The sequence below is a fragment of the Bacillus sp. N6 genome, from assembly GCF_052805735.1.
The window spans coordinates 1595391-1608199 of sequence record NZ_CM127843.1; the positions used below are offsets into that span (position 1 = coordinate 1595391).

Genomic DNA, 12809 nt, shown 5'->3' on the forward strand with positions numbered 1-12809 from the left:
TGAGAAAAATGGCAGGAACAACGATGACAGGTATTGGTGGTAGACAACAAATTTGGAACCTCGGAAATAATATGATCGATACTTCTAACTTCGTCGAATTAGAAATGAATGCTTTAGATATGAGAAAAACACCATATACGAAAGAAAAGAATGACCTTACAAATGATAAACTACTATATACAAGTTTAAAATCAGAATTTAGTTCTTTTACACAAACTTTTAAAAACTTAGCGGCTTTTAAAGGAAATGAGAAAAAAGTAACGACAACACAAGACGGTTATATTAATGTAAAAGCTGATGGTGGTGCGATTGCAGGAACTTTTAATATGACGATTACACAGCTTGCACAGCGTCATCAAATAGCTTCAAATGACATTAATGATATAAATGCGAAGCTTCCTAAAGATGAAACATTAAAACTAGGTGGTAAAGAACTAAAAGTAACAACTGATATGACATATAAAGATTTAATTAATAAGATTAATGATGGAGATTATGGCGTATCAGCTTATACACTTGGAAATAAAATTTTCATGACCTCGAAAAAAGAAGGAACAGATGGAGTAATTAAGTTTGAGGGGAACACATCTACACTATTTCAAGATATTGGTTTAGCTAATGCGGATGGCGTAGCGCTTAATACAATCAATGAAGCGCAAAATGCTATGTATACTATTAATGGTATCAAAGGGGAAGGTTCTACTAATACAATCGAAGCTCTTCCTGGTGTGAAAATTGAATTGTTAAAGGTAACTGAGCCGAAAGTAGAAGGAGCGCCAGATGCTGGTACAACAGATCCAAAAGCAAAAGGTATAGATCTAAAATTTACAGTAAGTGATTCAAACGTAACAGATGCATCGAATGTTATTAAAAAAATGGTAGCTGATTATAATAAAGCTGTTTCTACAGTAGATATCTTTGCCGGAAAAGGTGGAGCTTTCCAAGGTCAAGCTATTATGCAAAGTGTACGTCAGGCAATGAACAATGTCGTAACATTTTCTCAAGATGGTAATTATTTATTCACATTCGGTATTCAATTAAAGCAAGATGGAACGATGGAAGTTAATGATGAAAAATTAACACAAGCATTAAAAGAAAAACCCGATGCAGCGAAGCAATTTTTCTTTAGTTCTAACGGTTTAGGAAAAATGATGGAAGAACCACTTGATAAACTATTCGGTGATAAAGGTGTAGTCGGCGAGAGAGTTAAAAACATTGACTCACGTGTAAGTGATTTAGATAAAAAGATTAAAGATATTGAGACGCAAAACTTGCAAAAGCAAGATGAAATTGTGAAGAAGTATCAAAAGCTAGAGAGTACATTAGCAGCGCTTGATAGCCAACTAAAAACAATTAAAGCAATGACAAAACAAAAAAGTGATGATTAATGAAAGTTGAGGAAGTGATCGTATGCAAGCATGGCAACGTTATATGCAAAATGATATTATGACGAGTAATCCGATTAAAAATACAATTTTTATTTATGAAAGATGTATTGTAGAGTTTCGTAATTTAGAAGAACTTTTACATACTTTTAAACTACAAGAAGGGGACGCACTTCTTGAAAAATTAGAACGTATTTTTGAAGAACTAAAGCTTCAATTAAATCCTGAGATTACGAAAGATTTATATGATAGTCTATATGGTTTATATGACTGGATTAGCATTCAAATTCAAACGATGAAAGTAACGCGTGAAGCGAAAGATATTGATGCAATTGTGAAAGTGTTACAAGATTTAATAGACGGTTACCGCGGAGCACTTGAAAATGAACAATGATATTTATCGGACGTTTGTCAGCTGTTTTAATGAAATCGGTGAATTGCAAGTGTCAGACAGAGAGTTTGCTGAGAAGAGTGAGATGTTAAATCGCTGGATGATGACATTGGATGAAGAAACGCGTGCGCAAGTTGCAGCAGAAGTAAGCCCATTCATTATTAAGGCAGCTCAGCATATTCGAGATAAGCAAAAGATTTTGGAAGAAATGATTATGACAAATGATGGGCGAATGAAGGCTAATTCATTTTACGGTAAATATTAATAATAACGTCTGGAAGCAGATCCCCCTTTTAAAAGGGGATCTATTCCTTCGTTTACATAAAGAAATCCGCTGATTGAGGTTTCATTTTATGACTGTGATGAAAAAATAATAGTAATCTAAATAATAGAAAAATGGACTTTAGTTTGTAGTTTATATATTGAAATGTTCTATAGATTACTATGTGTATACAGTTTTTTTGCATTCTTTTTTATATTTTTGTATTTTTCTAAAGACAATAATGAAAAAATGGAATAAAATATGTAAGGGTACATAATGGTAAATATTTTAATAAACGCATATAAGAAAATAAATAATGAAGTGAAACTTCTATCAGTGGATCATTACGTTAGAAAAGGAAGGGTGTGGAATATGCCAGATTTAGTGAGTGATGTAAGCCATTATATGAATTATTTAGTGACGAAACGAAATACTGTTTCTAGTAATATTGCAAATGCGAATACACCTGGCTATAAAGCACAAGATGTAACATTTGCTGAGCAGATGAATAAAAGTAGTGCATTATATAAAAACAATGCGGCTGATTTAAAGAGCAATCCAGATTTATATCAAACGAATGAAATGCACTTGCCGACAGTAAATACGAAAAATACATATGCAAAGATTCAAACAAAATCAATGCAAACGAATAAAGACGGAAATAGTGTGGATGTAACGACAGAAATGCTAGATTTAATGAAAACAAATCAGTTATACGGTATTTCAGTTAACGCAATTAATACACAATATGCAATTAACCAAGCGGCACGCGGACGTTAAAAGTAGAAGGAGAGACAGCGGATGTTTCAGGCAATTAATGCAAGTGGCTCAGGGCTAACGACAGCGAGAAAGTGGATGGAAGTTACTTCTAACAATATTGTAAATGCAAATACGACGGCGGCTCCGGGGGCAGATTTATATGAGCGTCGTAGTGTGGTGCTAGAATCAAACAATAGTTTTGCAAGTATGCTAGATGGGGCTCCTACTAACGGAGTAAAGATAAAAAGTATTGAAGCAGACAAAACGGAAAATTTAGTGTATGATCCGACGCATCCGCACGCAAATGAAGAAGGATATGTACGTTATCCAAATATTGATGTAACTGCTGAAATGACGAATGTTATGGTTGCTCAAAAAATGTATGAAGCGAATACGAGTGTATTAAATGCAAATAAAAAAATGCTTGATAAAGATTTAGAAATCGGCCGAGGATAAGGGGGAAGATAGTAATATGAAAATCCAACCAATGTTAAATACACAACCATTTGGAGCAATTCAGTCAATTGGTGCACCGAAAACTTCTGAAACATCTGTAGCTCCGGGGAAAAAGTTTATTGATTTATTGGAAGATATGAATCAAACACAAAACAATGCACAAACAGCAGTATATGATTTACTAACTAAAGGGGTAGGAGAAACACATGACGTTTTAATTCAGCAAAAGAAAGCTGAGTCTCAAATGAAAACGGCTGCTCTCGTACGTGATAATCTTATTGAAAATTATAAGTCACTAATTAATATGCAAATTTAGGAAAGTGGACGGGTGTGTTTAAATGGAAAAGATGAAAAATGTTATCAAATCATTAAAAACGTGGCATAAGTTAGTAATTGGTGCTGCGCTTTTAGCGATTGTAACAGGAGCACTTTTATACTTCACCTTGCCAGATAAATATGTTGTTGTATATCAAAATTTAAATGATACAGATAAACAAGAGATTACAGCAGAATTATCGAAGTTAGGTGTCGATTATCAATTAGCGGCCGATGGTTCGATTCGTGTGCAAAAGAATGATGCTCCATGGGTTCGAAAAGAAATGAATGGGATGGGCTTACCGTTTAATTCTAAAAGTGGTGAGGAAATTTTATTAGAAAGCTCGCTCGGTTCAAGTGAGCAAGATAAAAAAATGAAGCAAATTGTCGGTACGAAGAAGCAATTGGAGCAAGATATTGTAAGAAACTTTGCGACAGTTGAAACGGCAAATGTTCAAATTACATTGCCTGAAAAAGAGACAATTTTTGATGAAGAAAAAGCAAAAGGAACAGCGGCGATTACGGTTGGAGTGAAACGTGGACAATTGTTAACAGCTGATCAAGTTGCAGGTATACAGCAAATGATAAGTGCAGCAGTTCCTGGTGTAAAGGCAGAAGAAGTAAGCGTTATTGATAGTAAAAAAGGTGTTATCTCAAAAGGGACAGATGAAGCACATTCTAGTAGTTCTTCTTCTTATGAGAAAGAAGTAGAGATGCAGCATCAACTTGAAGGTAAATTAAAGCAAGATATTGATGCAACGTTAATGACGATGTTTAAACCGAATGAATATAAAGTGAATACGAAAGTATCTGTAAACTACGATGAAGTTACACGTCAGTCAGAAAAGTATGGTGATAAAGGTGTACTTCGTAGTAAACAAGAGCAAGAGGAAAGCTCTACTGCGCAAGAAGGGGCAGATACGAAGCAAGGTGCTGGTATTACAGCGAACGGTGAAGTGCCAAACTACGGTACGAACAATAATCAAAATGGTAAAGTTGTTTATGATAATAAAAATGGTAACAAAATCGAAAACTATGAAATAGATAAAACAGTTGAAACAATTAAGAAACACCCAGAATTAACGAAAACAAATGTTGTTGTATGGGTAGATAATGATACGCTAGTAAAACGTAGAATTGATATGACAACTTTTAAAGAAGCAATTGGAACAGCGGCAGGACTTCAAGCTGATCCGAACGGTAACTTTATAAATGGTCAAGTTAACGTTGTAACTGTTCAGTTCGATCAGCCGAAAGCCGAAAAAGAGAAAGAGCCAGAAAAAAGTGGTATGAACTGGTGGTTATTCGGTGGAATTACAGCTGGCTTATTAGCAATCGGTGGTCTAGTATGGTTCTTATTAGCAAGACGTAAGAGAAAGAAAGAAGAAGAAGAGGAATATGAAGAATACTTAGCAGAAGAGGAAGTGGCTGCAAGTAATGAAAGTATCTTGGAAATTCCTGAAGAAAAAATAGTGCCAGAGCCAAAACCTGAACCAGAAGAACCGAAAGAACCAACGTTAGATGAACAAGTGCAGGATGCTACGAAAGAACATGTAGAAGGAACTGCAAAAGTAATTAAAAAATGGTTAAACGGACAGTAAGGGAGGAACAACGATGTTAGATGAAATCTCCTCCAAAGAAAAAGCTGCCATCCTTATTCGTACATTAGAAGAAGGGGTGGCAGCAAAAGTCATTGAATATATGACAGCTGAGGAAAAAGAAGTATTACTTCGTGAAATCGCAAAGTTTCGTGTATACAAACCAGAAACGTTAGAAAATGTACTAGGAGAGTTCTTATATGAACTAAATGTAAAAGAATTGAACTTAGTCACTCCAGATAAAGAATACATTCGTCGCATATTTAAAAACATGCCAGAAGACGAACTGGAAAAATTATTGGAAGATCTTTGGTATAACAAAGATAATCCATTTGAATTCTTAAATTCACTTACAGATTTAGAACCACTTCTTACAGTGCTTAATGATGAGTCACCACAAACAATTGCAATTATCGCTTCTTATATTAAACCGCAACTTGCGTCTCAATTAATTGAGAGATTGCCAGATCATAAACGAGTAGAGACGGTAATGGGTATTGCGAAGTTAGAACAAGTTGATGGTGAATTAATTAATCAAATTGGCGAGTTGTTAAAATCGAAATTAAATAATATGGCATTCAGTGCAATTAATAAAACTGATGGCTTGAAAACAATCGTAAACATTTTAAATAATGTTTCACGTGGTGTTGAAAAAACAGTCTTTCAAAAGCTGGATGAAGTCGATTATGAGTTATCTGAGAAAATTAAAGAAAATATGTTTGTCTTTGAAGACTTACTTGGTCTTGAAGATCTTGCGCTTCGCCGTGTATTAGAAGAAATTACAGATAACGGTGTTCTTGCGAAAGCACTTAAAATTGCAAAAGAAGAAATTAAAGAGAAATTATTTACATGTATGTCTTCAAACCGTAAAGAGATGATTCTAGAAGAATTAGATGGCTTAGGACCGCTTAAGATGACGGATGCTGAAAAAGCGCAGCAAACGATCACTGGTACAGTGAAAAAGCTAGAGAAAGAAGGAAGAATTATCGTTCAAAGAGGTGAAGAGGATGTCCTTATTTAAAAACAGAATTCCGAAGAATTCTGTTTCTTTTTCTGAAGAAACGTATGAATTACAATTTCCAAAACCAGCTTCAGTTCAAATAGAAGAGGAAGAATTACAAGCTGATCATGCAGAACTTCGCGCCCAGCAAGAATCATTACATATGGAAATGAATCAGCTAAGGCAAGAGAAGCAAATGCTAGAACGAGAGCAGCAGCAGTTATTACAAGATAAAGAAAAATTTCAAATGCATATTCATGAACAAATGGAACAGATGGAAGCAGCGCGTGTGCAGTTTCAAAAAGAACAACAAGAAACAGCATATGAATGGACAGAGTTATTATGGGATCAATCTTTTCATCTAGCAGAAAAAATCGTGAATCAAGCGGTAGATTCACGATCGCTTGATGTGTTACCTATTTTAACTGGCATCGTGCAAACATTGCCAACTTCGTTTGAAAAATTAATCATTACAGTACATCCAGAAACGTTTGAACGTATTCAAGAAGAGAAGGAGAATACGAAAGAATATTGGTTACTACAATTAGTAGAATGGAAATATGATTTCTCCCTGCAGTTTGGTGAATTTGTTCTGGAAGAAGAGAAAGAGTTCTTTGAATTTAAATTTGCACCTATATTTGCGAAACTTCGTCAGAAATGGGAAGAAGAGAAGTTATTTGAGGAGCAAAATGTATGAGCCGCCTGTTAATGAATGAGAACGAAAAATGGAATAAGTTCATTGAAACACCGCTGTATACGAAAGTAGGCAAAGTTCATAGTGTACAAGAACAGTTTTTCGTAGCAAAAGGGCCGAAAGCGAAGATTGGAGATGTTTGCTTCGTTGGAGAACATAACGTCTTATGTGAAGTGATTGCTATTGAAAAAGAAAATAATATGCTACTTCCATTTGAACAGACAGAAAAAGTATGTTATGGAGATTCAGTGACATTAGTTTCAGAAGATGTTGTTGTACCACGTGGTAATCACTTGCTCGGAAAAGTGTTAAGTGCAAATGGTGAAGTGTTAAATGAGGAAGCTGAAAACATTCCATTACAGAAAATTAAACTAGATGCACCGCCTATACATGCATTTGAACGTGAAGAGATTACCGATGTATTTGAAACAGGAATAAAATCAATTGATTCTATGCTAACAATTGGTATCGGTCAAAAGATTGGTATTTTTGCTGGGTCAGGTGTTGGTAAATCTACTTTACTTGGAATGATAGCAAAAAACGCAAAAGCTGATATAAACGTTATTAGTTTAGTAGGAGAACGTGGCCGGGAAGTAAAAGACTTTATTCGAAAAGAGTTAGGCGAGGAAGGTATGCAAAAAAGCGTCGTTGTTGTAGCGACGTCAGATGAAAGTCATCTTATGCAACTTCGTGCAGCGAAACTTGCAACGTCTATTGCTGAATACTTCCGTGATCAAGGCAATAATGTATTACTTATGATGGACTCTGTTACTCGTTTTGCCGATGCACGAAGAAGTGTTGATATTGCTGTTAAAGAGTTACCGATTGGTGGTAAAACACTGTTAATGGAAAGTTATATGAAGAAGCTGTTAGAGCGGTCCGGAAAAACACAAAAGGGATCTATAACAGGTATTTATACGGTGCTTGTTGATGGGGACGATTTAAATGGTCCTGTACCCGATTTAGCACGTGGTATTTTAGATGGACATATTGTATTAAAGCGTGAGCTTGCAACGCTTAGTCATTATCCTGCAATTTCAGTATTAGATTCAGTAAGTAGGATTATGGAAGAAATCGTGTCGCCACATCATTGGCAACTTGCAAATGAAATGAGAAAAATTTTATCAATTTATAAAGAAAATGAATTGTATTTTAAGTTAGGAACGATTCAAGAAAATGAAGAAAATGCTTATATTTTTGAATGTAAAAATAAAGTAGAAGGTATAAATACATTTTTAAAGCAAGGTCGATCGGATAGTTTCCAATTTGATGATATCGTTGAAGCGATACACCATATAGTATAAGGCCTCTGCCCAAGAGGTCTTATTTTTTTGTTTTTTAATATTTCACAGATTTTTTTGGAAAAAAACTATATAATAGAAAAAGAGAACGTTATAATAGGAAGGGGCTATGAAAACAGGTGGATAAACAGCAGTACGACACAATAAAATTGCAAATAAATCAAGAAAAAGAACATATTTTAAAAGAAGTGTATGAATTAACAGCTGAAAAAAGAAAAATAGAACAAAAAAAAGAATATGATTTATATGTTGTGAAATCGCGTAGTAAAGTCGTACAAACTGGGCAACGTATTATGGCGGGCATGCTTTCTTCACATACGTTTTCACCTGAAAGAATAGAAGAATGGAATCGAAAAATTAAAAAAACGGAAGGTTTTATTCAAAAAAATGAAAGCCTTTTAGAGCAAGTAAAAGAAAAAGAACGTGTCATTGATGAGATGTATCAAGAAAATTGTAAAAAGCTTGCGAAAGCACAAGAAAAGCTGGAAGAAAAAATGCTTCTGGATTTGAAAATGTGTATGAATGGATGAGGTGAATGTAGTGATACAGTCTGTATTACCGGTGCAACAAAGTTTACCTCCGCAAAAAGAAAAAGGGCTAGAAGTACAATCAAAAAATGAAGATTCTTCATTCGATCGTACGATGAGAATGGAAAATAAAAAACAGCCGCAAACGGAGAAAACGAAACGAGAAGAAGCACCACCAGAAGAGAAAAAAGATTATATTCTTTCTAAAAAATCGGTAACGAAAGAAGAACCAAATGTAAAGAAAGAAGAAAAAAAAGAGACAGAACAGTTGTTATTAGCTGTATCTGAGCAAATGGTTGCAATTGAGCAATTACATGTGCAGCCGGAATTGTTATATCAATACATACAAAAAATACAAGAGCTATATAAAGAATATGGCAATATTAAACTTAATGAATTACCTGCAGCTGAATTACAACAATTACAAGAACTTCTTTCAAATATGAATATCAAAAATGCTATATGTTTAGAAGATACAATGCAAATGGTATTAGACAAAATGAAGATGCCAGAGCAAACTATGCAAGCATTGAAAGTTGTAGAAACAGAAACTTGTAATATTGCAAAGGAACAAGAAGAGTCTAAAGAGGTAGATCTTCCAAAACTTGAGAGCGATGACGCAAAGGTAGAGTTGCCAGAAGTTGATGCATTAAACGATTCGAGCTCTGCAGGTGCAGAGTTATTAAATAAAACGACGAGTACCGAACAAGTAGGGAAATCAAATAGTGGTGCTGAGAAAGTTTCATTACCTGACTTAGGAAAGAAAATGGAAGCACAAGTAGAAGCGCTGCAAAAATTTGTAGTGAAACAAGAACGTGTTTTATTTCAGTTAAATCCAGAAAAACTTGGTACATTAACAGTGTTTATGAAAAAACACGGAGATCAAATTGATGTTCACGTAGAAATGGAAAAACACGATGCGAAAAAACGTGTTGAAATCATTTTTGATGAATTGAAATTAAAATTAAAAGAAAAAGAAATCAATATTCAAATTAGCTATTCAGATAAAGATGAAAATCGAAAAGAACAGCGAGAACAAGAGCAAAGGCAAAAACAGAAATTAGCAAATACAAATCATGAAAAACAACAATCAACAGAATTTGCGGGATTATTGGAGGAATAAAGCGTGCCAACAGTTGGATTAAATACAACGAGTACAAATCATATTCCGTTACAAGCAGGAGCGCAAAAAAGTAATGTACCTGTTAATGGTGTACAATCGCCAGTGCAACAAAGTAATGGAGTTTCGGCAGGAGCGCAAAAGACTCCTGGGGTAATGGGGAAAGATGATTTCCTAAAATTGTTTTTATCAAGTTTCCAACATCAAGATCCATTTAATGCGATGGATATGAATCAAATGATGAATCAGACAGCACAGTTATCTCTTATGGAACAAGTACAGAATATGACGAAAGCAGTAGATAAGCTGCAATCAACGATGTATTCAACAGCACTTGATGGTGGAATGAAGTTTTTAGGTAAATACGTAAGAGGTGTTGACGGTGACGGAAACAAAGTAACCGGTCAAGTAGAAACAGTTCGCCTTGCGGAAAATAACGATGTACAGCTCGTTATTAATAATAAGGTTGTATCTCTTCGTTTCGTTGAGAGAGTGTCTGATAAACCGATTGGGGAAACGAACCCAGAAGACGCAAAGAAAGACGATCAAAAAGTAACTGAAGAAGTAAAAACTACAAATTCATAAGGAGTGTCCATACGTTATGATTAAAGCGTTATATACAAGTATTACAGGGATGAATGCAACACAAAATGCATTAAGTGTAACTTCAAATAATATTGCCAATGCACAAACAGTAGGTTATAAAAAACAAAAAGCAATGTTTGATGATTTACTATATAACAATTCGATTGGTGCAAAAGGTGACGGTAAATACGCAGGAACGAATCCGAAAAGTATTGGTAACGGTGTGAAAATGAGTGGTACTGTTACGGATTATAGTGATGGTACAATTACGTTAACAGGTGGCAAAACACAAGCCGCAATGGAAGGTAATGGTTTCTTCGTTGTAGGTGATTCAAAAGGCGGAAATATGGAATTTACTCGTAAAGGTACGTTTGGGATATCTTCAGATTACTATATTACGAATACTGAAGGTCAATACGTGTTTGCATACCCTGCGAATGAGGCAACTGGTGAAGTTGATTTATCTGGAATTCCAGGACCGTTGCAAATTCCAATGGGAACAGCAATTGGTGGTATTCGAACATCGAAAGGGACAATTAAAGGGAATATTCCAACTGGTGAAAAACAAATTACACAAGATTTACCTGTATATGATAATGCAGGGAATACATGGACAATGCGTGTAGAGTTTAAACAAACGAGTGAACATAATTATACATATAAAGTACAAATGCGTAATGACTCGAAAAAAGAAACAGAGTTTAAGGATGTTCAAGGTGCAGGTGGTAATATGACATTTGATGCTGTTGGAAATCCAAATCCGAAAGAGCAAGGAGCCAATATTCCATTTGATGGCGGCTCTATAAAATTAGACTTAAGTCATTTAACAAACCATCCAACAGATAAAACATTATCAGTAACAGACGTAGATGGTAGAGCAGCAGCGACGGTTAAAGATTGCTTCATTGCTGACGGTGGATATGTGATGGTAAAATATTCTGATGGAAGTATGAAATCTGCAGGTCAATTAGCTGTTGCGATGTTCCCGAACGAAGGCGGACTAATGAAAACAGGTAATGGCAACTATACAGCGACGAATACAACAGGTATTTTAGCTCTTGGTGCATCTGGTCAAAACGGTGCGGGTAAAGTACGTGGTGGTGCACAAGAAGGTGCAAACGTAGATTTATCTGTAGAGTTCGTTGACTTAATGTTATACCAACGCGGATTCCAAGGAAATGCGAAAGTAATTAAAGTTTCAGATGAAGTATTAAATGAAGTTGTAAACTTAATTCGATAATATATCGTAAAGAAAAAATGTAATGGAGTAGAAAGGGTTTTTTATTCGTATGACAAGACAAGAGCGAATTTTACAATTGCCTTTTTTCGAAAATAAACGTGAACTTGCCGAGCAAGTATTAAAAATAGAACGAGAAGAGCATGTATATTTACCAGATCAATTTGAAATTAAGCAAGTGCCTCCGTATTCATTTGGTGAAAAACAAGCAATCATTGGCCGTATCCATGAGTTTTATTTCATAAGTGTTGGTAGCGATAGCGTTTGGAAGTATCAACTGTTTAAGGATGAGATGAAGTGTCGTGAGTTTTTTGTTATGTTGCCAAATATTACGGATCAGCAGATAGCGTTTTGGTTTAATAACATAGAGTTATTGAAAGGTTCTTAAAAGCACTTTTTAGGTTTTGAGAGAGGACCTGGCGATGCTTTGGAGCGGTTAGTGCCTAATAGAGTCCCGACCGATGTGTAAGACCAGAGATATGTAGCGTTACTAGAGTAGTGTGGTAGTGTAAGAAGTGGTAATATAAAATAGTTTTAAGTTAATTTAAGATAGTTGTAGTATACAATTAGACTGAATTTCTATAAAAGGAGAGGTGAGGAGGATGGCGCAAAATAAGTATCGCGTTACATTCATTTCGCCGAGTGAGATTGAGCAGCGGACTGTAATGGCGGCGAATAGTTTGCCAGATTTAATTCGTAAAGTAGAAAGTATTATTGCAGATCCAAACGGTTATTTTGTAAATGATAAAAAAAATAATTGTTATTTTAAAGTGATTAAAGAAAATGTTACATTTATTCAATATGAGTTACTATTTTCGGATAAGGAAATTCATATTGAAAAATTAAAACATATAGCACCGGTAGTATTAAAACGATTATTCGAAAAAATAAATGACCCGGAATTATATGCACTTGCGCTACTTGATGTTGATATAGCAACGAAAGAATATGTGCTAGCAGAAATGAATTCTGAGCTGAGAATAAGAGTAGAGACCGAGCTTTCGAAAAAATGGGAAGCAATGCCGACGGAAGTTGTAGGAGCACAAGAAGTGTTATTAGAGGCACTTGCTTCGTTTATACAAGATTAATTGTTTTTTTATAAAATGAATCGTTCGACTATCTATATTTTTTATATAGGTAGTTGACTTTTTCGCTTTTATAAAGCTTAATAATTAGATA

At 34.9% G+C, this 12809-nt stretch carries 16 protein-coding genes; all 16 read left to right on the forward strand.

Going from position 1 to position 12809, the window contains the following annotated elements:
* Nucleotides 1–8: 8 nt before the first annotated feature.
* Nucleotides 9–1388 (forward strand): flagellar hook-associated protein 2, encoded by a 1380-nt coding sequence (locus ACUXVC_RS08320; RefSeq protein ID WP_098126985.1) that lies wholly within the window; start codon nucleotides 9–11, stop codon nucleotides 1386–1388.
* A 22-nt stretch (nucleotides 1389–1410) separates the two neighbouring features.
* The gene (locus ACUXVC_RS08325) at nucleotides 1411–1779 is read left to right on the forward strand and encodes a flagellar export chaperone FliS (RefSeq protein ID WP_001149516.1); all 369 of its coding nucleotides are present in this window, start codon (nucleotides 1411–1413) and stop codon (nucleotides 1777–1779) included.
* Complete coding sequence (locus tag ACUXVC_RS08330; protein WP_001058088.1) at nucleotides 1769–2041, forward strand: hypothetical protein; 273 nt, start codon at nucleotides 1769–1771, stop codon at nucleotides 2039–2041. The genes ACUXVC_RS08325 and ACUXVC_RS08330 overlap by 11 nt, the downstream gene beginning before the upstream one ends.
* Before the next feature lie 273 nt (nucleotides 2042–2314).
* On the forward strand, nucleotides 2315–2818 hold the full coding sequence (gene flgB, locus ACUXVC_RS08335) for a flagellar basal body rod protein FlgB (RefSeq protein ID WP_375853494.1): 504 nt from the start codon (nucleotides 2315–2317) through the stop codon (nucleotides 2816–2818).
* 21 nt (nucleotides 2819–2839) lie between these two features.
* Nucleotides 2840–3253 (forward strand): flagellar basal body rod protein FlgC, encoded by a 414-nt coding sequence (flgC, locus tag ACUXVC_RS08340; RefSeq protein WP_000484680.1) that lies wholly within the window; start codon nucleotides 2840–2842, stop codon nucleotides 3251–3253.
* A gap of 16 nt (nucleotides 3254–3269) precedes the next feature.
* Nucleotides 3270–3569 carry a flagellar hook-basal body complex protein FliE gene (gene fliE, locus ACUXVC_RS08345; protein ID WP_016082181.1) on the forward strand — a complete coding sequence of 100 codons (300 nt, stop codon included), beginning with the start codon at nucleotides 3270–3272 and terminating at the stop codon, nucleotides 3567–3569.
* A 22-nt stretch (nucleotides 3570–3591) separates the two neighbouring features.
* Nucleotides 3592–5169 (forward strand): flagellar basal-body MS-ring/collar protein FliF, encoded by a 1578-nt coding sequence (gene fliF, locus ACUXVC_RS08350; protein ID WP_095691130.1) that lies wholly within the window; start codon nucleotides 3592–3594, stop codon nucleotides 5167–5169.
* A 13-nt stretch (nucleotides 5170–5182) separates the two neighbouring features.
* Nucleotides 5183–6187, forward strand: coding sequence for a flagellar motor switch protein FliG (gene fliG / locus ACUXVC_RS08355; protein WP_000883364.1), 1005 nt, complete (start codon nucleotides 5183–5185; stop codon nucleotides 6185–6187).
* Nucleotides 6174–6863 carry a FliH/SctL family protein gene (locus ACUXVC_RS08360; RefSeq protein WP_144465367.1) on the forward strand — a complete coding sequence of 230 codons (690 nt, stop codon included), beginning with the start codon at nucleotides 6174–6176 and terminating at the stop codon, nucleotides 6861–6863. Before fliG ends, ACUXVC_RS08360 begins: the two co-directional genes overlap by 14 nt.
* Nucleotides 6860–8164 (forward strand): flagellar protein export ATPase FliI, encoded by a 1305-nt coding sequence (gene fliI, locus ACUXVC_RS08365; protein WP_000088687.1) that lies wholly within the window; start codon nucleotides 6860–6862, stop codon nucleotides 8162–8164. The genes ACUXVC_RS08360 and fliI overlap by 4 nt, the downstream gene beginning before the upstream one ends.
* Before the next feature lie 116 nt (nucleotides 8165–8280).
* Complete coding sequence (locus ACUXVC_RS08370; RefSeq protein WP_000360860.1) at nucleotides 8281–8691, forward strand: hypothetical protein; 411 nt, start codon at nucleotides 8281–8283, stop codon at nucleotides 8689–8691.
* Nucleotides 8692–8701: 10 nt separating this feature from the next.
* Nucleotides 8702–9811 (forward strand): flagellar hook-length control protein FliK, encoded by a 1110-nt coding sequence (locus tag ACUXVC_RS08375; protein ID WP_140155646.1) that lies wholly within the window; start codon nucleotides 8702–8704, stop codon nucleotides 9809–9811.
* A 3-nt stretch (nucleotides 9812–9814) separates the two neighbouring features.
* A complete protein-coding gene (locus ACUXVC_RS08380) occupies nucleotides 9815–10393 on the forward strand; it encodes a flagellar hook assembly protein FlgD (RefSeq protein ID WP_001143462.1) in 579 nt (192 codons plus the stop codon).
* 16 nt (nucleotides 10394–10409) lie between these two features.
* Nucleotides 10410–11633 (forward strand): flagellar hook protein FlgE, encoded by a 1224-nt coding sequence (locus ACUXVC_RS08385; RefSeq protein WP_000588324.1) that lies wholly within the window; start codon nucleotides 10410–10412, stop codon nucleotides 11631–11633.
* 49 nt (nucleotides 11634–11682) lie between these two features.
* Entirely contained in the window at nucleotides 11683–12018 is a 336-nt protein-coding gene (locus ACUXVC_RS08390; RefSeq protein WP_000198166.1) for a DUF3964 family protein, read from the forward strand.
* A 214-nt stretch (nucleotides 12019–12232) separates the two neighbouring features.
* Nucleotides 12233–12718 carry a hypothetical protein gene (locus ACUXVC_RS08395; RefSeq protein ID WP_063546972.1) on the forward strand — a complete coding sequence of 162 codons (486 nt, stop codon included), beginning with the start codon at nucleotides 12233–12235 and terminating at the stop codon, nucleotides 12716–12718.
* Nucleotides 12719–12809 lie beyond the last annotated feature (91 nt).